The sequence below is a fragment of the Streptomyces actinomycinicus genome (assembly GCF_016741775.1).
In the GTDB taxonomy this organism is placed as follows: Bacteria; Actinomycetota; Actinomycetes; order Streptomycetales; family Streptomycetaceae; genus Streptomyces; species Streptomyces actinomycinicus.
Window position 1 is genome coordinate 38,571 of record NZ_JAERRK010000011.1, and the last position, 20,228, is coordinate 58,798.

The 20,228-nt window shown below is 74.0% G+C and carries 21 protein-coding genes and 1 pseudogene; 10 read left to right on the forward strand and 12 right to left on the reverse strand.

Features of this window, described 5'->3' with window-relative positions; translation table 11 throughout:
* Window positions 1–44: 44 nt before the first annotated feature.
* From JK359_RS21630 to JK359_RS21640, 3 genes are all read left to right on the forward strand, one after another.
* On the forward strand, window positions 45–635 hold the full coding sequence (locus JK359_RS21630) for a PadR family transcriptional regulator (protein WP_201838063.1): 591 nt from the start codon (window positions 45–47) through the stop codon (window positions 633–635).
* Window positions 636–745: 110 nt separating this feature from the next.
* The gene (locus JK359_RS21635) at window positions 746–1,225 is read left to right on the forward strand and encodes a hypothetical protein (RefSeq protein ID WP_307788223.1); all 480 of its coding nucleotides are present in this window, start codon (window positions 746–748) and stop codon (window positions 1,223–1,225) included.
* Between the two features lie 22 nt (window positions 1,226–1,247).
* Complete coding sequence (locus JK359_RS21640) at window positions 1,248–2,021, forward strand: class I SAM-dependent methyltransferase (RefSeq protein ID WP_201838065.1); 774 nt, start codon at window positions 1,248–1,250, stop codon at window positions 2,019–2,021.
* Here JK359_RS21640 and JK359_RS21645 read toward each other — a convergent pair.
* The 6 genes and pseudogenes from JK359_RS21645 to JK359_RS21665 all read right to left on the reverse strand — a co-directional run bounded on the left by JK359_RS21645 (window position 1,991) and on the right by JK359_RS21665 (window position 6,528).
* Window positions 1,991–2,734, reverse strand: a complete 744-nt coding sequence (locus tag JK359_RS21645) for a GntR family transcriptional regulator (protein ID WP_201838067.1) — start codon at window positions 2,732–2,734, stop codon at window positions 1,991–1,993. The two genes, JK359_RS21640 and JK359_RS21645, sit on opposite strands and share 31 nt — an antisense overlap.
* Window positions 2,735–2,885: 151 nt before the next feature.
* Window positions 2,886–3,062 (reverse strand): annotated as a pseudogene (locus tag JK359_RS39275) (EstA family serine hydrolase); the annotation flags it as partial.
* 104 nt (window positions 3,063–3,166) lie between these two features.
* Window positions 3,167–4,135 (reverse strand): acetylxylan esterase, encoded by a 969-nt coding sequence (locus JK359_RS21650; protein WP_201838069.1) that lies wholly within the window; start codon window positions 4,133–4,135, stop codon window positions 3,167–3,169.
* Between the two features lie 217 nt (window positions 4,136–4,352).
* Entirely contained in the window at window positions 4,353–4,937 is a 585-nt protein-coding gene (locus JK359_RS21655; RefSeq protein ID WP_201838071.1) for an Rv1733c family protein, read from the reverse strand.
* A 237-nt stretch (window positions 4,938–5,174) separates the two neighbouring features.
* Window positions 5,175–5,930 (reverse strand): ferredoxin reductase, encoded by a 756-nt coding sequence (locus JK359_RS21660; RefSeq protein WP_201838073.1) that lies wholly within the window; start codon window positions 5,928–5,930, stop codon window positions 5,175–5,177.
* Window positions 5,923–6,528, reverse strand: a complete 606-nt coding sequence (locus JK359_RS21665) for a sulfite oxidase-like oxidoreductase (RefSeq protein WP_201838075.1) — start codon at window positions 6,526–6,528, stop codon at window positions 5,923–5,925. The genes JK359_RS21660 and JK359_RS21665 overlap by 8 nt, the downstream gene beginning before the upstream one ends.
* Before the next feature lie 241 nt (window positions 6,529–6,769).
* On the opposite strand from JK359_RS21665, the gene JK359_RS21670 reads away from it, so the two are divergent.
* Entirely contained in the window at window positions 6,770–7,531 is a 762-nt protein-coding gene (locus JK359_RS21670; protein WP_201838077.1) for a GNAT family N-acetyltransferase, read from the forward strand.
* 66 nt (window positions 7,532–7,597) lie between these two features.
* Here JK359_RS21670 and JK359_RS21675 read toward each other — a convergent pair whose 3' ends face one another.
* Window positions 7,598–7,993 carry a MarR family winged helix-turn-helix transcriptional regulator gene (locus JK359_RS21675; RefSeq protein ID WP_236678248.1) on the reverse strand — a complete coding sequence of 132 codons (396 nt, stop codon included), beginning with the start codon at window positions 7,991–7,993 and terminating at the stop codon, window positions 7,598–7,600.
* Between the two features lie 125 nt (window positions 7,994–8,118).
* Here JK359_RS21675 and JK359_RS21680 point away from each other — a divergent pair, with 125 nt between their 5' ends.
* Window positions 8,119–9,234 carry an ABC-2 transporter permease gene (locus JK359_RS21680; protein WP_201838080.1) on the forward strand — a complete coding sequence of 372 codons (1,116 nt, stop codon included), beginning with the start codon at window positions 8,119–8,121 and terminating at the stop codon, window positions 9,232–9,234.
* A gap of 10 nt (window positions 9,235–9,244) precedes the next feature.
* Here the strand turns inward: JK359_RS21680 and JK359_RS21685 are convergent, their stop codons facing one another.
* Window positions 9,245–11,323: a SpoIIE family protein phosphatase gene (locus JK359_RS21685; protein WP_201838082.1), complete on the reverse strand. Its 2,079-nt coding sequence runs from the start codon at window positions 11,321–11,323 to the stop codon at window positions 9,245–9,247.
* Window positions 11,324–11,682: 359 nt separating this feature from the next.
* Between JK359_RS21685 and JK359_RS21690 the strand changes: the two genes are divergently transcribed.
* From JK359_RS21690 to JK359_RS21705, 4 genes are all read left to right on the forward strand, one after another.
* Window positions 11,683–12,561, forward strand: a complete 879-nt coding sequence (locus JK359_RS21690; protein ID WP_201838084.1) for a hypothetical protein — start codon at window positions 11,683–11,685, stop codon at window positions 12,559–12,561.
* 95 nt (window positions 12,562–12,656) lie between these two features.
* Window positions 12,657–13,028, forward strand: a complete 372-nt coding sequence (locus tag JK359_RS21695; RefSeq protein ID WP_201838086.1) for a hypothetical protein — start codon at window positions 12,657–12,659, stop codon at window positions 13,026–13,028.
* A 379-nt stretch (window positions 13,029–13,407) separates the two neighbouring features.
* Entirely contained in the window at window positions 13,408–15,423 is a 2,016-nt protein-coding gene (locus tag JK359_RS21700) for an NADPH-dependent 2,4-dienoyl-CoA reductase (protein WP_201838088.1), read from the forward strand.
* Window positions 15,424–15,469: 46 nt separating this feature from the next.
* Window positions 15,470–16,021: a PadR family transcriptional regulator gene (locus tag JK359_RS21705; RefSeq protein ID WP_201838090.1), complete on the forward strand. Its 552-nt coding sequence runs from the start codon at window positions 15,470–15,472 to the stop codon at window positions 16,019–16,021.
* Window positions 16,022–16,174: 153 nt separating this feature from the next.
* On the opposite strand, the gene JK359_RS21710 is transcribed toward JK359_RS21705, so the two are convergent.
* Together JK359_RS21710 and JK359_RS21715 are read right to left on the reverse strand one after the other, a co-directional pair.
* The gene (locus JK359_RS21710; RefSeq protein WP_201838092.1) at window positions 16,175–16,714 is read right to left on the reverse strand and encodes a hypothetical protein; all 540 of its coding nucleotides are present in this window, start codon (window positions 16,712–16,714) and stop codon (window positions 16,175–16,177) included.
* Window positions 16,715–16,891: 177 nt separating this feature from the next.
* On the reverse strand, window positions 16,892–17,863 hold the full coding sequence (locus tag JK359_RS21715; RefSeq protein WP_201838094.1) for a fibronectin type III domain-containing protein: 972 nt from the start codon (window positions 17,861–17,863) through the stop codon (window positions 16,892–16,894).
* 424 nt (window positions 17,864–18,287) lie between these two features.
* On the opposite strand from JK359_RS21715, the gene JK359_RS21720 reads away from it, so the two are divergent.
* Window positions 18,288–18,989 carry a glycoside hydrolase family 75 protein gene (locus tag JK359_RS21720; protein WP_201838445.1) on the forward strand — a complete coding sequence of 234 codons (702 nt, stop codon included), beginning with the start codon at window positions 18,288–18,290 and terminating at the stop codon, window positions 18,987–18,989.
* A gap of 197 nt (window positions 18,990–19,186) precedes the next feature.
* Here the strand turns inward: JK359_RS21720 and JK359_RS21725 are convergent, their stop codons facing one another.
* Both JK359_RS21725 and dhaL read right to left on the reverse strand, forming a co-directional pair.
* Window positions 19,187–19,597: a PTS-dependent dihydroxyacetone kinase phosphotransferase subunit DhaM gene (locus JK359_RS21725; RefSeq protein ID WP_201838096.1), complete on the reverse strand. Its 411-nt coding sequence runs from the start codon at window positions 19,595–19,597 to the stop codon at window positions 19,187–19,189.
* Window positions 19,590–20,198 carry a dihydroxyacetone kinase subunit DhaL gene (gene dhaL, locus JK359_RS21730; RefSeq protein WP_201838098.1) on the reverse strand — a complete coding sequence of 203 codons (609 nt, stop codon included), beginning with the start codon at window positions 20,196–20,198 and terminating at the stop codon, window positions 19,590–19,592. The genes JK359_RS21725 and dhaL overlap by 8 nt, the downstream gene beginning before the upstream one ends.
* Window positions 20,199–20,228: the final 30 nt, after the last annotated feature.

Sequence of the window (20,228 nt, forward strand, 5' to 3'; positions counted from 1 at the left end):
AATAGGTGCGGATGAGATTAATCAACGGCTGTTAGCCTGTCCACATGTCGCTCAGGTACGCCGTTCTCGCCGCCCTGCTGGAGGGCGAGGCCTCGGGCTACGAGCTGTCGAAGGCGTTCGACGTCTCGCTCGCCAACTTCTGGCCCGCCACCGCGCAGCAGCTCTACCGGGAACTGGAGCGCCTCGCGCAGGACGGGCTGGTCCGGGCCCGTACGGTGGAGCAGGAACGCCGGCCCAACAAGCGGATGTTCACGCTCACCGAAGCCGGCCGGGCAGAGCTGGGCGCGTTCGCCGCGGAGCCGCCGAAACGGCCGACCGCCCTCCGCGACGAACTCCTCGTCAAGGTCCAGGCCATGGACGGCGGCGATCCCGACGCCACCCGGGCGCTGATCGAGGAGCGGACGAGCTGGGCGCGGGGCAAGCTCGACCGTTACCTCCGGATGCGTGACCGCCTGCTCGACGGCCGTACGGAGGAGGAGTTCCTGCGTACCGCCGAGCGCATCGGGCCCTACCTGACCCTCATGGGCGGCATCGCCTTCGAGGAGGCGAACCTGCGCTGGTGCGAGCGGACCCTCGCGGTCCTGGAACGCCGTGGCGTCACGCCGCCGGCTGCGGCGCCCTCCTCGAAGCGGTGAGCGCGGCCGCGCCGCCCGCCCGGTCAGGGCCGCGCCCGCCGGTCGCTCGTCGGAGTGGTCGTACCGCCCTGAGCCGCCCCTGACCGCCCCTCGTGCAGCACAGTGGGCAGGTGCCTCGCCGACTTCTTCCCCTGCTCGTGGCGGCGCTGGTGAGCGTCGCCGGCTGCACCACCGTCCCCTCCGGGCCCGTGCCGGACCCCGACCCCGCACACCGCTCGTCCGCACCGGTCCCGGAGGTGACGGCACCGGTCGTCCCGGCGCCGGCCGCCGTGCCCTCCGGGACCGCGGTGCTCGTGCGCACGGGAGCCGGGCACCCCGAGGAGCGCCGCCCGGGGGCCGTGCCGGGACGCGGCGTGGAGCCCGGACACCGGGCCGCGCCCGCGGCACCTCCCCGGGCCTCCGCACCCGCCGCATCCGCCCGTGCGGCGCGGCACCCGCACCCGCCCTCACGCCCGCACGGACGCCGGCCGGCCCCCCGGCCCCGCCCCGCCCCGCGCACGCCCGCCACCGGGATGCGGGACCTGTGCCGCCGGGCGGACGGAGTGGCGGCGCCGGACATCGTGCGGCTCTGCCACGACACCTTCGGCTGAGCGGGCGTCGTAGGCTGACGCCATGTTCGGTCCCGGGGGTCCCACGTTCCGCGAACTCGCCGTGCAGGCGCTGTCGTCCGTCGAGCACGGCTACGACCTGCTGGCCCGGAAATTCGACCACACCCCGTTCCGGACACCCGACCACGTACTGGAGTCGGTGGCGAAGGCGCTGGCCCCGCTCGGCCCGTTCGAGGACGGACTGGACCTGTGCTGCGGCACCGGTGCCGGGACGCAGGTCCTGACCGCACTGTGCCGCCGCAGCGTCACCGGCGTCGACTTCAGCGCCGGCATGCTCGACGTCGCCCGGGACGGCGGGCGGTCCGCCGGGGCGCCCGGGGTCGCCTGGGTGCGGGGTGACGCCCGGGCCCTGCCGTTCACGGCCGCCTTCGATCTCGTGGTGTCCTTCGGGGCCTTCGGGCACTTCCTGCCCCGGGAGCTGCCCGGGCTCTTCGGCCAGGTCCACTCGGTGCTGCGGCCCGGGGGCCGCTTCGCGTTCCCGGTGTTCGCGCCGCCCCGGCCGGCCCACCCCGGCTACTGGACGCTGCTCGGCTTCGACGCGGTGATGCGGGTGCGCAACGCGCTGTGGCGGCCACCCTTCGTCATGTACTACCGGACCTTCCCGCTCAGCACCGTGCAGCGGGAGTTGGCGCGCACCGGCTTCACCGTCGAACTGCGGGCCCTGCCCGAGTTCGGCCGACGGGCCGACGGCAGCCCGCGCGCCCGCCTGGTGACGGCCCGCCGGGCCGGCCCCCGGCCCGCCGGCGGTCAGCCCGCCGCAGGCAGGGTGAACTCGTAGACCAGGGCGTCCCGTTCGGCGTTCACCACCAGATCGGTGATCTCCAGCGGACGCGCGTACTGATCGTGCACCCGCCGGGTCACCCGCACCGAGGAGGCGTCGCCGACCTGGGTGATGGCGTCCCGGTGGTGCAGTGCCAGCCCGGCCTTGCGCATCCAGTCGTAGGCCAGCCGCAGCTGCGCGGGCGTGGCACCGTCGGCCCGGTCCCGGTAACGGGCCAGCTCCGCCACCTCGGCCAGCGCCACCGCCGAGAACGAGGTCACCGCCGTCCGCAGGGACCGGCCGTCCGGCGTGACCGACAGGTAGCGGTGCACCAGCGTCGGCCGGTGCGGGGCCAGACCCAGCGCCTGGGCGTGGTCCGGCGGCGGCGCCTCCCAGGTCACCGTGGCCCGGTCGACCGCGCACGGGTCCGCAGGCCGGGCGCCCACCGGGAAGGTGAGCGACTCCGGCGTCTCGACCGGCCGGCCCGGCAGCGTGGCGTGACTGCCCCGCCGGTCGGTGGCGACCAGACCACCCCGGCGCAGCACCTCCAGCGCCTGTCGGACGGTCTCCCGGCTGACCCCGAAGTGTGCGGCCAGGTGCCGCTCGCCCGGGAGCCGTTCACCGGGCGGTATGGTGCCGTCGCGCAGTTCGTCGAGCAGCAGCGCGGCGATCCGCCCGTACAGGGGCCGGTCGTCGCTGGGCGGGGGATCGTGCGGGGTGGTGCGGGCCATGCCGCGCCCTCCTGTCGGTGACAAGACGTAGTCATGCGGGTTCGGTGTGCGACCACAATTAGCATTGGTCTAAACCACGGGGGAAGAGCGGTCCGGCGGTTCGGCCGAAACCCACCCGCACGAACGGGTCACCGGGCGGCGCCGCGCCGGTTCACACGCCCCGGTCCAGGGCGTCTGCCAGAGCTGTCTTCCGTGGATCACCGGCGATGCGCGGCCCCGTCCGGTTCATCACACGGCCCAGCGGCACGCCCGCGTCCGGGGCGGCGAACCCACAGGAACCGCCGGATCCGTCATGGCCGAAAGCCCGCGGAGCCGGCCCGTGGACTCCCGCTCCGGCAGGCCGACGGCGAAGCCGACCCGCCGGCCCCGGCGAACCGTGGCGCGCAGTGCCCGTGGTTCTCCGGCCCCGCCGCCGGCGCCGGCTGCGTGTCCTCAGGCGTACGACCGCAGCCAGCGCAGCTTCTCCGCCTCGTGGAAGGGGCCGCCGCCCTCGTGGTCGTTGAACTCGTACACCTCGATGGTCTTGTCCTGGTGGGCCCACGCGTTGAACGCCGCGAACACGGTCGACGGCGGGCACGTCTGGTCCTCCAGGGCCGCCGCGAACAGGGCAGGGGCCCGGCCGCGGGCCGCGAAGTGCACCCCGTCGAAGTAGGAGAGCGTGCGCAGCACGTCCGACGAGCGGCCGCGGTGCGTCTTGAGGAACAGCGCGATCTCCCGGTACGGGTGACGGTCCGTCAGCGTCGTCGCCCGCGGGAAGTCGCACAGGAACGGCACGTCCGGGGCGACCGCGGCCAGGTCCGGGACCAGCCCGCCGACCGCGAGCGCGATGCCGCCGCCCTGGCTGGAGCCGATCGCCACGGTCCGCGCGGGGTCGGCCAGCGGGTGGGAGCGGGCCGCCTCGACCGCACGCACGGCATCGGTGAACACACGGCGGTAGTAGTAGTTCTCGGGCGCGTCGATGCCCCGCGTCATGAACCCCGGGTACGCGGGCGCCGCGCCCACCGGGTCCGCGGTGCCGCCACCACCGCCCCACGCGCTGCCCTGTCCGCGGGTGTCCATCAGGAAGTGCGCCCGGCCCGTCGACGCCCAGAGCAGGCCCTCGTGGGGCAGTCCGCGCCCGCCGCCGTACCCGAGGAACTCCACGACCAGCGGCAGCGGTTCGGCCGCCCCGGCGGGAAGCCGCAGCCAGCCCTTGACCGGGTGACCACCGAAACCGGCGAACGTGACGTCGTACACCTCGACCGTGGCCAGCCCGGTCTCCACCGGCTCGAAGCGGGCCCCCAGTTCGTGCTCGCGGGCCTGCTGGAGCGTCTTGCCCCAGAAGGCGTCGAAGTCCTCGGGTGCGGTCGACTCGCCGCGGTACACGCGGAGTTCGTCCAGGGGCAGGTCGAACAGGGCCATCACCAACCGCCTTTGCCGAAGGGGACCGTCTGATCCCGAAGGGGCTGCCGGTCTCACCGTAGAGGGGTGGCCGGACGGCTCGCCACACTCGTGCGGAGGAGCCGGCCCGGTCAGGTGTGGGAGGGGCGGGGCCGGCCGGTCCACGGCGGATGAACCCCGGCTCCCCGGCGCACGCCGGCGGAACGTCGCCTTCCGAGTGCTCGGGTCACTGCGGCGGTCAGGTCCGTGGCTGGGTCCAGCGCGGTCCGGTCCGGGCCCACTCCCGCTCCCACTCGGTGAGCCGGTGGCGCAGCGCGATCCGGCGCTCGACGGCATGGCCGAGGAGGACGACGGTCGCCGTGCCGGCCGCCGCGCAGATCCCGATGGTGACCGCGTGCTGCCACACCGCCGCGTCGTCCGGCGGCGGGGCGACGCCGCGGCCCCGGGCGTCGAACCACACGGTGACCGGGTCACCGGTCCGCGTACCGGCCGGGACGCGGGTCCACGCGGTACGGGTGCCCCCGCCCGGCTCGGTCCAGCGGACCTGCGCGCGATAGGGATGGGCGCGGTCGCCCTGCACCGTGGCCGGCCGCTCGGACGGTTCGCCGGTCACCACGGCGTGCACCCGGTGGCGTGCGGCCCGCTGCGCCACCGCGAGCGCATCCGCCGCGTGGTGGGCGTGCAGGCCCGCGGCGATCCCGACCAGCGGGGCGACCACGAACAACAGGACGGCGACCACGAGCACCGTCCATGCCTCCACGAGATCCGACCTGCGCCGCAGAGGGTTGCGCCGCCAGCGCCAGCCACGCATCCGGGTACGCATGTCCACCTCCTCGCCACCGCCGGAGCCGGAGAGCCGGAGGAACCGGTGTTCCCGGACCCCCGCCCCCGCCGCTCACGCACGCGAGCGCCCACATCCGTCTCGTACCCCGTACGGCGCACCTCGCGCCTACCACGAACCGCGAGTTCCAGCCCACATGGAGCACGGCACGAGCCATGCGCCCCACGATCGCGCGCCCTGGCCGGTCGCGCGACCCGGGCGCCGACGGTGGTCCAAGGGTCAGCCGAAGCGCTCGATGCGGATGCGTTCCACCGGCTGGCCCGCGGCCACCAGCAGCCGGGAGGCATGCTCGGCGAACCCGTTGGACCCGCACACATAGGCCTCCCACCCACCATCGGGCTGCTCGGCCATGAGCGGAGCCACATGTGCGGGCGCCATACGTCCCACCGGCACCCCGGGCGGGGCGCTGCGCGTGAACACCGCCGTCGTCTCGGCGCCCAGCTCGGACGCGTAGATCAGCTCCTCCGGACTGCGTGCGGACACCACCATCCGCAGCGGGACGGTGAGGCCGGCGGCCCGGTGGTGGCGGACCATGGACATCAGCGGTACGACCCCGGAGCCGGCCCCGAGCAGCAGCGCGGGCCGGTCGCCCGCCCAGGCGAAGAAGCCGCTCAGCGGGCCGCGCACCTCGATGGTGTCCCCGAGCCTGGCCACGGTGTGGAACCAGCCGGAGACCTCGCCGTCCGGTACGTGGTCCAGGGTCAGTTCGATGTGCCCGGAGCCGTCCGGCGCCGAGGCGATCGAGTAGTGGCGCTGTGCCGTGTAGCCGTCCTCGGCGGTCAGCCGCAGCTGCAGGTGCTGGCCCGGCAGGTGCCCCGCCCACCGCGGGACGGCCAGGCGGAAGGTGGCCGCGTGCGGCGTCTCGCGGCGGATCTCGGTCAGCGTGGCGGTCTGCCACGTGGCCGCGGCCCGGCCGTTCACGGCGATGCGCCCGGGCACGGCGAACCGCGGCACGGAAGTCGTCGTCTCAGTCACCGGAGTACCGCTGCTCCTCCCAGGGGTTGCCGCGCGCGTGGTAGCCGTTGCGTTCCCAGAATCCCGGCTCGTCGTGGTCGAGCACCGTGATGCCCGCGATCCACTTGGCGCTCTTCCAGAAGTAGAGGTGGGGCACCAGCAGCCGGGCCGGGCCGCCGTGTTCGGGGGGCAGCGGGCGCCCGTCGTACTCCCAGGCGATCCAGGCCCGTCCGCCGGTGAGGTCGGCGAGGGGCAGGTTGGCGGTGTAGCCCGTGTGGGACGTGGCGATCGCATGGGTCGCGGACTCATGTGGCCGCACCACATTGAAAAAGGCGTCCAGTGAGACGCCGCCGAACCGCACGCCGAACTTCGACCACCCGGTCACACAGTGGATGTCGCCGTCGTAGGCGGAGGCCGGCAGTGCGTGCGCGCTGTCCCAGTCCCAGGTGTGCGGACTCTCCACCAGGCCGTCGATGCGGAAGGTCCAGTCGGCCGGCCGGAGGTCCGGGGTGACCTCGGCGGACAGGACGGGCCAGTCCTCGCGCGCGTCGTACTGCCCTGGCGGCAGTCCCGGGTCGTGGACGCGCGGGCGGCCCGTGAAGCCTCGCGTGACGTTCATCCTTAAACCGTACGCTGTCGCTCCGGGTGCTCCGTCCCAGGTCACCGACCGCCGCGTTGCGAGCGTATGAACACTTCCGGGGCCGGGAATACCCGCCCGCCGCCGCTCCTTGGCGCTCAGTGCCGGCGCGGCGCCGCTGCCGGCCCCGATGCGCCGGCGGCGGCGCGAGAGAAGTGCGAGGAACGAGGATGCCCGAGGCGTACGTCCGCACGACCGTGACCGAGGAGACCGAGGTGCGCGCATGAGCGGGGTGAAGGGCCAAGGTGGTCCCGGCCGGAGCGCCGCCGGTGTCCGGCACGTCCTGGACGATCCGGCCCGCTCCTCCCTGACCGGGCCGCACGCCCACTTCGCCGAGCGGCGCGGCCGGGTGCTGCGCTACCCGGCCGATGTCTCGCCCTGGCTGTCCTTGCCCGGCGAGCCGGACGCGCAGGACTGGGCGGACCTCGCCGCGCTGGCCGGACCGGGGGCCGAGATCCTGCTGCCCGGCTTCCGCGGGGAGCTTCCGGACGGCTGGGAGACCACCTTCCGGATGGACGGCGTCCAGCTGGTGGACGACGGGCTCGCCGCCGCCCCGGACGCGGAGGCGGTCCGGCTCGGTCCGGCGGACGTCCCCGAGATGCTGGACCTCGTGGCGCGCACCCGGCCCGGGCCGTTCCTGCGGCGCACCGTCGAACTCGGCACCTACCTCGGCGTCCGCCGCGAGGGTGCGCTCGTGGCCATGGCCGGGGAGCGGTTGCACCCGCCCGGCTTCACCGAGATCAGCGCGGTCTGCACCGACCCGGCGTTCCGCGGCGAGGGCCTGGCCACCCGGCTGATCCTCGCGGTCGCCCATGGCATCCGGGAACGCGGGGAGACGCCGTTCCTGCACACGGGCGCGCAGAACACCGGCGCCGTCCGGCTGTACGAGTCCCTCGGCTTCCGGCTGCGGCGGCGTACGGTGTTCCTCGCCGCCCGGGCCCCGGAGCGACTGACGGACGGCCGCGCGGCGGTGCCGGTGGCGTAGCGGGGGCGGGGGCGGGTCCGAGGCGTCGCCCGGCGGTGCTCAGTCCGAGGCGTCGCCCGGCGGTGCTCAGTCCGAGGCGTCGCCCGGCCCGGCGTTGTACCGCTCCAGGTAGGCCGCGAACCGTACCAGGTCCTCCTCCGGCCAGTCCGTGAGCCGCTCCCGGAACGCGGCCCGGCGGCTGTGCGTGACCTGGGCGAGGATCTCCTGGCCTGCCTCCGTCAGGTGCAGCACCTGGACCCGGTGGTCCTCCGGGTCCAGCCGGCGCTCGATCAGCCCGGCCCGCTCCAGCGCGGCCACCTGGCGGCTCACCGTGGACTTGTCGAGGGCGTAGTGCGCCGCCAGGTCCGTCGACCGGCAGCCGCCGCTCTCCTCCAGGTGGCCGAGCAGGGTGTACGAGACCAGCGACAGCTCGGGGTGCATCCGGCCCGCCGAGGCCCGGGCCCGGCGCGCGAAGATGGTCATCTCGCGCTGGATCGTCTCGACGGCCGACTCCGCTGCGCTCACGGGAATACCTCCTCCGGGATTCTAGTTGTATAGTACAACTTGAGCCGAAAGTTGTATAAGCCAACCATTGGAGGTCGCCCGCGATGAGGTCCCCGGCACTGCGCCACGTGCTCACGCACCTGATCACCCCGCTGCTGATGTGCCTGGGCATGGGGCTCGCGTACATGGGTGCCTTCGTCACCCCGGAGCCGCACCACCTGCCGGTCGCCGTCGTCGGCAGCGCCCCCGAGGCCAAGGTCTTCGCGCAGACCGTCAAGGACGCGGCGGGGGAGGAACTCGACGTCCGCACGGTGGCCACTCGTGGCGACGCCATCCACCTGCTCAAGTCCCGGGCCGTGACCGGCGCCTATGTGCCGAGCGCCAAGGCGCCCGAGCTGCTGGTGGCCAGCGCCGCCTCCGACATGGGTGCCACCGCCGTCGAGAAGGTCTTCACCCCGGTCGCCGCCGGGCAGGGCGCCCCGCTGAAGGTCACCGACGTGGCCCGGCCCGTCGCCGACGACCCCACCGGCCAGGGTCTGTTCTTCCTGCTGATCGCGGTCAGCATCGGCTCCTACGCCTCCGTCGCCGCGCTCGGTGCCGCGGGGGCCGCCCTGCCGATGCGGGTACGGGCGCTGCTCGCGCTCGGCGTCTCCGCCGTGGTCGGCGGCATCGGCGCGCTGCTCGCCGGGCCGGTGTTCCACCTTGCCCACCACGACCTCGCCGGCGTGTGGGGCATGGCCTGGCTGTACTCGGCGGGCATCCTCTTCATCGGCGTCGGCCTGCACACCTTCCTGAAGCGCTGGACCACGCTGACCATGATGGTGCTGTTCGTGATGCTGAACTTCACCAGTTCCGGCGGGCTCTTCCGGCCCGAGCTGCAGAACGGCTTCTTCGGCACCCTGCACGCCTTCTGGAACGGCGCCGGCTTCGTCGAGGGCGTGCGCAGCCTGCTGTACTTCGCCGACGACGGCCTCGCGCGCGACGCCGGGACACTCACCGTCTGGCTGCTGGCCGGCCTCGCGGTGACTGCCGTCGCCGCCCTGTACGAGCGCACCCGCAGGACCGGGCAGGAGGCCGCCCGCCCCGAGCCCGCGCCGGGCACCGCGCCGGGCACCGCGCCCGGCGTCACGGCGGAGCCCCACCGGGTGTCCGCCGGGCCGGCGGAGCCGGCGGCCGGGCAGGAGGCCGAGGAGGAGATCGAGGAGACGGTCGGCGTCTGAGCCGGCGCGGCTACGGCAGGTCCTGCGCCCGGGCGATGAGCAGCGCCACGTCGTCGTGGTTGGCGGGGTGGTGCAGCGCGCGCAGCAGGCGGTCGCAGGCCTCCTCCAGGGGGCGGGCCGGGTCGTCGAGCAGCGACAGCAGGGCGGCCAGGCGCTCGTCCAGCGAGTGGCAGCGGGTCTCCACCAGTCCGTCGGTGTAGAACACCAGCTCGTCGCCGGGTTCGAAGTCGAAGGTGACCGTGGAGAACGCGATCCCGCCCACGCCCAGCGGCACGCCCGTGGGCAGGTCGAGCAGTTCCGGCGTGCGGCCGGGCCGCACCCGGGCCGGGGGCAGGTGGCCGGCGTTGGCGATCCGGCACTGGCGCCGATGCGGGTCGTGGACGGCGTACACGCAGGTCGCGATGGAGTGGTCCAGGGCCGACGTCGTCTTGTCCAGGTGCTCCAGCAGCACCGCTGGATCCAGGTCCAGCGAGGCCAGCGTGGTGGTCGCGGTGCGCAGCCGGCCCATGGTGGTGGCCGCGTTGATGCCGCTGCCCATCACGTCGCCCACGACGAGCGCGGTCTTGCCCTCCTCCAGCGGGATGACGTCGAACCAGTCGCCGCCGACCTCGCTGGTGGCCCCGGCGGGCTGGTAGCGGGAGGCCACCTCCAGGCCGGTGGTGACCGGCGGATGGCTCGGCAGCAGGCTGCGCTGGAGGGTGAGCGCGGTGTTGCGGGCGTTCTGGTACCAGCGTGCGTTGTCGATCTGCACGGCCGCACGGGCCGCCAGTTCCCTCGCGAGCAGCACGTCGTCCTCGTCGAACGGGACCGGATTCCGGGTGCGTTTGAGGTCGAGCGCGCCCAGCACCTCGCCCCGCGCGATCAGCGGCACCGCGAGGTACGAGTGCAGTCCGGCCCGGCCCAGCAGGACGGCCGTCTCGGGGGAGCGGGCGATGCGCGGCAGGTCCTCGTCCTTCACCTGTGGTACCAGGACCGCCTCACCCGTGCGGACGCATTCGGTGACCAGCCGGTCGGGAGCGTACCGGGCGATCCGGCCGGGCGGGTCGGCGGCCCGTACCGCGTCCGAATCGTCCGCCGGGCGCACGGCGAGGGCCCGGATCACCGCGCCCTCCGCAGGACCGAGCGTGCTGGGCCTGCCCCCGACCACCGCGTCCAGCAGGTCCACGGCGGCGACGTCGGCCAGTTCCGGTACGGCGACCTCGGCCAGCTCGCAGGCGGTCCGCTCCAGTTCGAGCGTCGTGCCGATCCGGGCGGAGGCGTCGGCGATGACCGCCAGCCGGCGCCGTGCCGCCTCCGCCTCCAGGAAGGCCCGGTGCTGCTCGGTGATGTCGACGACCGAGACCGCCACGCCCAGCACGTTGCCCATCGCGTCCTCGAGCCGGTACAGCGAGTGCGCCCAGGTGTGGTCCTCGTCCGGGTCGGCGGGGGTACGGCCGGCCAGCGTACTGTCGATCACCGGCGTGCCGGTCTCCAGCACCCGCCGGGCACCGGTCTCCAAGGCGGTCGAGTCCAGGCCCGGCAGCACCTCGCGCAGTGTCCGCCCCACGTGCTCGGCGGCCGGCACCCCGTGGATCCTCTCCAGGGCCGGGTTGACGGAGACGAACCGCAGCCCGGTGTCGAGAACGGCGTATCCGATCGGCGACTGCTCCACCATCCGCTCGGACAGCGCCACGTCCTGCTCCAGCCGCCGGACGGTCGACTGGTCGGCGGCGAGCCCGAGCGCGTACACGTCCCCCCGGTCGTCCAGGAGCCGCATGTTGCGGAACTCCACCAGACGGGTGCTGCCGTCCTTGTGCCGGACCGGGAAGCCGCCGGCCCAGCTCTGCCCGGTGCGCATGACGTCGGCGAAGAGGTCGCTGACCAGGTCGAGGTGCTGTTCGTGCACCATCAGCCGGGCGGCGGACTGGCCGAGGGCCTCGTCCGCTGTGTACCCGAACAGTTCCTCGGCCTGCGGGCTCCACAGCACGATGTGGCCTTCGGTGTCCAGCACCACCGATGCCACGCCCAGCACGTCCAGCAGCCCGCCCGGACGCACGGGACCGCGCGCCGGGTCGCTGCTCTCCGTCGCCGGAGCCTCGGCTGCACTCATGCCACGCACCGCCTTCGCCCGTCCGCACGGCACGTCGTCCCCCGTGCCGACTCCCCTTGTTCCACCGCGCTCACACCCGACTCTCCGACGCCTCCGCCGTGTACCTCCACCCTCTCTCAGCACACGGCGGGGGTCCGCCGTCCTCGCCGTGCCGGGCCGTGGCCGCGGTGCGGGGCCTCCTGCCGACCGTACAGCGCGGTCCGGCCGCCCGTGAGAGTTCACGCCCATGTTGCTGCATTGGCCTGTACATGACTGCGGCGCCACGCCAGACTGTCCGCCGATCGAGTGCCCCCGCCCACACGTCCTGCGCCATCGCCCCGCACGCCCCGCGCCCCGCCCACGCTCCCGAGGAGTCGGCCATGCCCGCGCCCGCCCGGCAACGTTGTCACGCAGTCCTCGCCGGACTCGTCACCCTCGCCACCGCCGCCGTCGTGTCCCTCGCCGCCCCCACCCCCGCCGCCGCGGCCGACACCTGGACCGAGACCGGTTCCGACCGCGCCGACCCGCTGACCGAGAGCCAGGGGCTGGCCTCGGTGGAGGTCCCCGCGAACAGCCCCAACCGGTACACCGGCATCGGCACCATCCCCCTCGGCGTCTCCAGCCGCGGCTGGAACCACGTCGGCGATCCCGACGCCTCGTACAACGGCTACTACATCGAGCCCTACCAGCGGGACTCCGGCAACTCGAAGATGTTCCGCGTGCAGGCGCCCGGAGGCGCCTGGTCGGAGTACGTCCACACGCTGAGCGCGGGCGAGGCGCTGAACAACTCCTGGGACGCGGTCTCGCCCGACGGCCAGTGGATGCTGTCCGGCGAGTGGGGCACGATGACCCGCCTGCTGGTCTTCCCGACCCCGGGCGTCAACTCGTCCACCTCGCCCTCGGCCGACCTCCCGCAGGTCTCCTCCGTCCGCCTGGACCACGCCGTCCGGGACGTCCAGGGCTGCGACTTCTCCGACCCGACGACCCTGCTGTGCTCCTCGGACGACCCCGAGGGCAGCCTCTTCGGCATGACCAAGCCGCTGCTCCGGATCGACCTGTCGGCCGCCCCGGGCCGGTCGGACGTCTCCGGCCACGTGACGGCCCTGCGCCGGCTGCCGACGCGCAGCTCCTGCTCGGGCACCTTCGAGACGGAGGGCATCGACTACGACCGCCGCAGCGGCATCCTGCGCGTGATCGTGATCTCGCCCGGCTTCTGCGTGCTGACCGACAGCAAGACGTACAAGTTCGCGCGCAGCTGAGGTGTGCGCGGCGACGGGTGGTGCTTTCCTGAGGATGGACGCGGTTCGGCGGGGTACCCCGTTCCACCGCAGCGCGGCCACGAAAGGAGCGATCAATGGCACACACGGAGCGGTCGCATCCGGAAACCGTCACGGTGGAGATCAGCGGCTCCAAGGAGGACGCCCGCCTCGTCTTCGACGCACTGAGGTCCTGCTTCGCCTCCGACCGCGGCGCGGACGAGGACCCGCAGCAGCTCCATGAGACCCGCCCGATGGTGTGGCTCGGCACGTACGACGTCGCGGACGCCCGCGGAGGCGGTTGCCCGCCGGTCCACCTCGGCGCGTCCGTCCAGGCGGACATCCAGGGCGGCTACTGGGCCGTGGACCGGTTCCGCACCACCCTGGACTCGATGTTCACCGTGCAGGAGACCTGCGCGGCCTCCGGCGACCAGGAGCGGGACCTGCACCTGCGCCTGGAGAGCCGCTGACCCCGCGCGGTACGCCCCGGCCGGCTAGTCGTCGGCCGGGGCGTACTGCGCCAGGCCGTGTCCGAAGGACCAGTCGGGAGAGGTGTTCTCGGTCAGGGTGACGGAGCACGTTGCGCGGCTCGGTGCCGGTGCGTCCGTGCATCAGCCCGGCGATCCGGCGGTACACCGCCCGGTTGCGGTCCGCGTCGCGCCCGCCCTGCGGCCGGGCGAAGGGCATGGTGAGGGCGTCCTTTCGGAGAGCGGGTCGGACGGGCATGAATGTACATACTAGTAGGTACAGAGTGGCCGGGCTCACCCCTCGGTGGTTGTGCAACTAGTTGCATAAGCGCTCGGACTTCCTCTACAACAAGGGGTGACGACACCGCGCACGGAGGGCCCGATGAGCCGTTACCCGCACCTGATGACCCCGCTCGACCTGGGCTTCACCACCCTGCCCAACCGCGTGCTCATGGGCTCCATGCACGTCGGCCTGGAGGAGGCCGACCGCGGCTTCGAGCGGATGGCGGCGTTCTACGCGGCCCGCGCGCGCGGGGGAGTGGGACTGATCGTCACCGGCGGCATCGCCCCCAACGACGAGGGGCGCCCCTACGAGGGCGGGGCCAGGCTCACCACCGAGGCGGAGGCCGCACAGCACCGGGAGATCACCGAGGCCGTGCACCGCGAGGGCGGCCGGATCGCCATGCAGATCCTCCACTTCGGCCGGTACGCCTACCACCAGGACCTGGTCGCGCCCAGCCCGCTGCAGGCGCCGATCAGCCCCTTCGTGCCCCGTGAGCTGAGCGACGCCGACGTCGAGCGCACCATCGACGACTACGCCCGTGCCGCCCGCCTCGCCCGGCAGGCCGGCTACGACGGCGTGGAGATCATGGGCTCCGAGGGCTACCTCATCAACGAGTTCATCGCCGCGCAGACCAACCGGCGCACCGACCGCTGGGGCGGCTCCTACGAGAACCGGATGCGCTTCCCCGTCGAGATCGTCAAGCGGGTGCGCGAGGCCGTCGGCGAGGACTTCATCATCATCTACCGGCTCTCCATGCTGGACCTCGTCCCCGGCGGCTCGTCCCTGGACGAGGTGATCACCCTCGCCAAGGCCGTCGAGGCCGCCGGTGCCACGATCATCAACACCGGCATCGGCTGGCACGAGGCCCGCATCCCCACCATCGCCACCTCCGTACCGCGCGGCGCCTACACCTGGGTCACCAAGAAGCTCATGGGCGAGGTCTCGGTTCCCCTGGTGACCACCAACCGCATCAACACCCCCGAACTGGCCGAGGAGTTGCTGGCCGGCGGCTGCGCCGACATGGTCTCCATGGCCCGGCCGATGCTCGCCGACGCCGACTTCGTCGCCAAGGCCGCCGCCGGCACCCCGGAGGCCATCAACACCTGCATCGGCTGCAACCAGGCCTGCCTCGACCACACCTTCAGCGGCCGGATCACCTCCTGCCTGGTCAATCCGCGCGCCTGCCACGAGACCGAGCTGGTGCTCGCCCCGACCCGGCTGAAGAAGCGCGTGGCCGTCGTCGGCGCCGGGCCGGCCGGCCTCGCCTGCGCGGTCTCGGCCGCCGAACGCGGCCACAGCGTCACCCTGTTCGACGCGGCGAGCGAGATCGGCGGACAGCTCAACATCGCCCGCAAGGTCCCCGGCAAGCAGGAGTTCGACGAGACCCTGCGCTACTTCCGCCACCAGCTCGACGCCCACGGCGTCGACGTACGCCTCGACACCTGGGTCGCCGCCGGTGACCTGGACGGCTACGACGAGGTCGTCGTCGCCACCGGTGTCACCCCGCGCACCCCCGACATCCCCGGCGTCGACCACCCCCGCGTCCTCGGCTACCTGGACGTCCTGCGCGACGGCGCCCCCGTCGGCGACCGCGTCGCCGTCCTCGGCGCCGGCGGCATCGGCTTCGACGTCGCCGAGTTCCTCACCGACGGCGGCGACAAGGCGAGCGAGGACCCGCGGACGTACTTCCGGAACTGGGGCGTCGACATGGACTACCGGGCGCCGGGCGGCCTCGCCGCCCCCGAGCGCCCCGCCCCGCCCCGCCAGGTGCACCTGCTCCAGCGCAAGACCACCAAGGTCGGCGCCGGACTCGGCAAGACCACCGGCTGGATTCACCGCACCGAGCTGAAGCACCGCGGTGTCACCATGGTGCCGGGCGTGCGCTACGACCGGATCGACGACGCCGGCCTGCACATCACCGTGGGCGAGGAGAGCACGGTCCTGGAGGTCGACACGGTGGTGCTCTGCACCGGCCAGGAGCCGCGCCGCGGCCTGTACGAGGAACTGGTCGCCGCCGGACGCAGCGCGCACCTGATCGGCGGTGCGGACGTCGCGGCCGAGCTGGACGCCAAGCGGGCGATCAAGCAGGGTACGGAACTGGCGGCGGCGCTGTAGCCGCCGGGCCCGCCTCCCCGGGCCGGCCCGTCCCTAGGATGAACACATGTCCCTGCCGCACGCGATCCTCACCGCCCTGCTGGAAAAGCCGTCGTCGGGGCTGGAGCTGACCCGCCGGTTCGACAAGTCGATCGGCTACTTCTGGTCCGCGACGCATCAGCAGATCTACCGCGAACTGGGGAAGCTGGAGACCGAGGGCTTCATCCGCACGCTGCCGGCGGAGCAGTCGGCCCGCGGGCAGAAGAAGAACTACGAGGTGCTGCCCGCCGGCCGCGCCGAGCTGGCCCGCTGGACCGCCGCCGCGCAGGACCCCAAGCCGCAGCGGGACGTACTGCTGCTGCGGCTTCGTGCGGCGGCCGTGGTCGGCACGGCCGGCCTGGAGGACGATCTGCGCCGCCATCTGGAGCTGCACCGGCGGCAGCTGGCGAAGTACCAGGAGATCGAGAGGCGCGACTTCCCGCCGGACCGGGGCGCCCCGCAGGACCGGCTGCGGCACCTGGTCCTGCGGGCGGGCATCGACCTGGAGACCTTCTGGACCCAGTGGCTCGCCCGGGCCGTCGCCGAGGTCGCCGAACTGCCCACGGAGGGCCGGGACTGACGCCCCGGGCGCGCTCCCGCGACGGGCCGGGGCACGCCCCGGAACAGGGCCGGGGTGTGCCCCGGAGGCCGGTACAGGGCGCGGTCCGGGGCCGGTACGTGTGCGCTGCGGAGCCGGTTCGGGGCGCGCTCCGCAGCCGGTACGGGGTCCGCTTCAGAGCCGGTACGGCTTCGAGCGGCGGCGCAGCACCCAGCCGGTGGCGACGACACCGGCGCCGACCAGGGCCGCGCCGACGCCCAGGGTCAGCGCGCCGTAGTCACGTGCCGCGCCGCCGAGGCCGCCCATCACGCCCCGCGAGGGCGCCGCCTTGGACGTGGCCGAGATCGTCGGCTTCGCGGAGGCGGCGGAGACGATCACCGACTGGCTGCCCGCGGTGCTGCCGCTGGAGCAGACCACGACCACGGTGTACGTTCCCGGGCTCACCGACGACCAGGCCGCGGACTGGCTGACGGACGTGCCGGACAGGCTCACCTGCCTGCCCTGGGCGAAACTCGCCTGACTGCTGGTCAGCAGGGCCGCGGTGCCCCAGCTGCCGTTGATCTGGGTGCACGCGCTGGTGACCACCGAGACCGTGGAGCCGGTGGTGCTGACCGAGATGCCCGAGGCCGCCGCGGACGGCCCGGCGAGCACGGCCGGGAGAGTGGCGGCGGCCGCCAGGGTCAGGCCGGAGCGGAGAAGTCGTGAGGTGTGCATGGGCTGGCCTCCGGCTGCACGGTCGGCGGTACGTCCCATGCGCCGCCGAGGGTCGGGAAACGGCCGTGCTGCCTCCACTGCAGCCAACGCGGCTCCGGGCGGGCCCGCACCCGGGGGGCGCCCGGTCGGGTGACGGACTGCTCCGTCCGGGGCACGACGGCACGCCGTCCCGGCGCGTCAGCCGCCGGTGGTGACCGTCCGCCGCGCCGACCACCCGCCCAAGGTGCCGTCCGGCAGCAGGGCCCGCAGCCGCACCCGGTGCTCCTCCCCGGCGGCCGTGCCCAGGTAGAAGCTGTGGTGCGCCCGGCCGCTCGGCGGGACGCCGCCCCAGACGAGCGAGCCGGCCGCGGTGCCGTCCAGCTGGATCCGGTACTCGGTGATCACGCCGTCCGTGCGGGGCGGGTCCCAGGCCAGGTCGATGTAGTAGGCCCCGCCGGAGCGGTGCGTGCCGGCGGTGAAGCCGGTGGGAGCGGTGTTCCGGCCGTCGTCGCTGCCCGGGGTGGTGAGGCGGACCGGCGCGCCGGCGGGGGAGAGGTTGTCGGCGGCGTCCCGGGCCCGGACCGTGAACACGTAACGGCTGCCGGGACGCAGCCCGGTCACCACGGTGGCCCTCTGGCTCCCGCCGACGCTGTGGATCTTCACTCCGCCCTGGTAGACGTCGTACGACAGCACACCCCGGTCGTCCCGCGAGGCGCCCCAGGAGAGCTGGACCGCGCTGCTGCCCACGGGCCGTCCGGCGGTCCTCGACGGCCGGGTCGGCGCCGAGCGGTCCGCCGCCACCACGGCCGGCGTCCGCGCCCGCACCGGCCGGCTCGGCGGGCCCAGCCGGCCCGCGGTGTCCCGGGCCCGCACAGTGAAGGCATACACGGTGGACGGCCTGAGCCTGGTGACGTCCACCATGTGCTGCGAGCCCGGTACATCAGCAACCTTCGTGGTGCCGCGAAATACCTCGTAGACGCGGACCCCGGAGCCGTCGGGCGCCGCGTTCCACATCACGTGCACGCTCGTGGCGCTGCCCGCGGCGGCGGTGACCCCGGCCGGGGCACCCGGCGCCCGGCCCTCGCCGTCGTCGGCCCGGCTCCACCCGCAGGACACGAGCAGCAGCAGTGCCCCGCAGACCGGCACGAGCGGAAGGGGAACGCGTCGCACGGCTCTGCCTCCCCGGGAACGGCATCGGCAATCGCGGTAAAGGTACGGACCAATATGGCCCGGCCGGTGCGACCGCAGCAAGGGGGTGTGTTGGTGACCTTTCCCGGAGACTACGTATGCTGGGCTACTCGACGGCTGAACTACCCGCGAGCAAAAGGGAGTTCACGCCTGTGGCGCGGACACGCTGTCGTCGCTGGTCCCGCGCCGGCGCGGGCGGCCAGGGGCTCCGGACCGGTACCGGCCCGGAACCCCTGGCCCTGTGTCCGCCCTGCCGCCCTCTCCCCCGCCGCCCGCCTTCCCCTTACGGGGTGTCAGGAGTGTGCTCCATCCGGCCCCTTCGGAGCGGCCCCGACGGCTGTGCGCCCGGACCCCCCGCACAGTGGGCTGAATGTCCGTCATGTCCCCTAAGAGAGGGTCCCTCATCGTGCGTGTCCCGCACCTGACGCTGGCCGCCGCCGGCGTCGCCCTGCTCGCCCCGGCGGCCCTGCCCGTCCCGGCCACCGCCGTCCCGCCCCGGGAACGTCCCGCCGCCCGCAGCGAGGGCGCGGTCACCGCCGCCGAACTGCTGGCCCGGACCGGCGACTGCGCCCGGGTCTCCAAGGGCCGCTACCGCACCGACGCCGGCAGCCCGGCGACCGTCCCCGTCTGCGGTACCCACGACGCCGTGTTCTGGAAGGCCGACCTGGACATCGACTGCGACGGCCGGACCTCCGCCCACTGCAACGGCCGCACCGACCCGCTGTTCGCCCCCACCACCGCCTACCAGCAGTCCGACGGCCGCCACCTGAGGGCCGAGACCCTGCCCTACATCGTGCTCCCGGCACCGGGCCCCCGCTGGAACTTCCTCAGCCACGGGGTGAGCGGCGGCTCCGTGGCCGCCGTCGTCCACGAGGACCGGGTGCAGTACGCGGTGGTCGGCGACACCGGCCCGGGCGACATCATCGGCGAGGCCTCCTACGCCACCGCCCGGAACCTCGGCATCCCGTCCGACCCGCTCACCGGCGGCGCGCCTTCCGGCGTGACCTACATCGTCTTCCGGAACTCCCGCATCACCCCCATCGAGAACCATGCGGCGGCGGTGGCGACGGGGGAGCGCCTGGCCCGGCAGTTCATCGCGCACAAGTGAGCAGCCGCCCCCGGCCGCGGCACCCCGGGACGGTCACGCCTGCGACCGCCGTACGCTGCGGCGGCCGGGGGTCGTCACGCCTGCGACCGTCGTACGCTGCCGCGCCCGGGGGCCATCAGCCCTGTGACCACTGCACACTGCCGCGGCCGGGGGTCGTCACGCCGGCCGGGCTGCACGCTGCCGCGGTCGTGGGACCGTCACACCTTGTGGTGGCTGTACGCGTCCGCCGCCGCGGCCTCCACCGCGTCCAGGTCACCGCCCGCGGCGGAGGTCACCACCGCGGCCACCGCACCCTCGAGGAACGGCGCGTCCACCAGACGTGTCCCCTCGGGGAGTTCGTCGCCCTCGGCGAGCAGCGCCTTCACCGTGAGCACCGCGCTGCCCAGATCGGCGAGCACCGCCACCCCGGCGCCGCGGTCCACCGTCTCCGCCGCGGCGGAGACCAGCTCGGCGCTGGTGCCGAGCCCGCCGCTCACGGTGCCGCCCGCGGGAGCCACCGGCACCGCCGTCGCCCCGCCCGCCAGGCCCTTCGCCAGCTCGGCGACCGAGGCGGCCACCTCCGCGCTGTGCGACACCAGCACGATCCCGACCCGCGTGTCCTCACTCACCGTCAGCCTCCGCCGTGTCGGCCAGCGCCGCGATCAGCAGCGCCGAGGAGGTCGCCCCCGGGTCCTGGTGGCCGATGCTGCGTTCGCCCAGATAGCTCGCCCGGCCCTTGCGCGCCTGCAACGGCGTGGTGGCCTGCGCACCCTCCTCCGCGGCGGTCCGCGCGGCGGTGAAACCGGTACCGAGGGCGTCCACGGCCGGCACCAGCGCGTCGATCATGGTCTTGTCGCCCGGCGCCGCACCGCCCAGCGCCATCACCCCGTCCACCCCCGCGCGCAGCGCCTCGGCCAGCTGCGCCGCGCCGACCTCGGTGGCATCGCCGAGCGCCTTGCCGGTGCGGCGCAGCAGGGTGCCGTACAGCGGTCCGGACGCGCCGCCGACCGTAGAGATCAGCTGCCGTCCGGCGAGGATCAGGACGGCACCCGGCGTCTGCGGTGCCTCCTTGTCCAGGGCGGCCGCCACGGCGGTGAAGCCGCGCTGCAGATTGCTGCCGTGATCGGCGTCGCCGATGGCCGAGTCGAGGGCGGTGAGCCGTTCCGCCTCGCGGTCGACGGATGCGGCGGTGGCCGTCATCCAACGGCGGAAGAAGTCGGCGTCGAGCACTGGATCTCCTTGCGTGGTAGGGCTGTCGAC

Bases quoted from the DNA above. Each gene is read 5' to 3' on its own strand.
- JK359_RS21710 (WP_201838092.1), bottom strand. From the start codon at position 16,714: ATGCACACCTCACGACTTCTCCGCTCCGGCCTGACCCTGGCGGCCGCC.
- JK359_RS21665 (WP_201838075.1), bottom strand. From the start codon at position 6,528: ATGAACGTCACGCGAGGCTTCACGGGCCGCCCGCGCGTCCACGACCCG.
- JK359_RS21640 (WP_201838065.1), top strand. From the start codon at position 1,248: ATGTTCGGTCCCGGGGGTCCCACGTTCCGCGAACTCGCCGTGCAGGCG.
- JK359_RS21685 (WP_201838082.1), bottom strand. From the start codon at position 11,323: ATGAGTGCAGCCGAGGCTCCGGCGACGGAGAGCAGCGACCCGGCGCGC.
- JK359_RS21700 (WP_201838088.1), top strand. From the start codon at position 13,408: ATGAGCCGTTACCCGCACCTGATGACCCCGCTCGACCTGGGCTTCACC.
- JK359_RS21645 (WP_201838067.1), bottom strand. From the start codon at position 2,734: ATGGCCCGCACCACCCCGCACGATCCCCCGCCCAGCGACGACCGGCCC.
- JK359_RS21705 (WP_201838090.1), top strand. From the start codon at position 15,470: ATGTCCCTGCCGCACGCGATCCTCACCGCCCTGCTGGAAAAGCCGTCG.
- JK359_RS21695 (WP_201838086.1), top strand. From the start codon at position 12,657: ATGGCACACACGGAGCGGTCGCATCCGGAAACCGTCACGGTGGAGATC.
- JK359_RS21650 (WP_201838069.1), bottom strand. From the start codon at position 4,135: ATGGCCCTGTTCGACCTGCCCCTGGACGAACTCCGCGTGTACCGCGGC.
- JK359_RS21680 (WP_201838080.1), top strand. From the start codon at position 8,119: ATGAGGTCCCCGGCACTGCGCCACGTGCTCACGCACCTGATCACCCCG.
- JK359_RS21675 (WP_236678248.1), bottom strand. From the start codon at position 7,993: ATGACCATCTTCGCGCGCCGGGCCCGGGCCTCGGCGGGCCGGATGCAC.
- JK359_RS21670 (WP_201838077.1), top strand. From the start codon at position 6,770: ATGAGCGGGGTGAAGGGCCAAGGTGGTCCCGGCCGGAGCGCCGCCGGT.
- JK359_RS21655 (WP_201838071.1), bottom strand. From the start codon at position 4,937: ATGCGTACCCGGATGCGTGGCTGGCGCTGGCGGCGCAACCCTCTGCGG.
- JK359_RS21690 (WP_201838084.1), top strand. From the start codon at position 11,683: ATGCCCGCGCCCGCCCGGCAACGTTGTCACGCAGTCCTCGCCGGACTC.
- JK359_RS21630 (WP_201838063.1), top strand. From the start codon at position 45: ATGTCGCTCAGGTACGCCGTTCTCGCCGCCCTGCTGGAGGGCGAGGCC.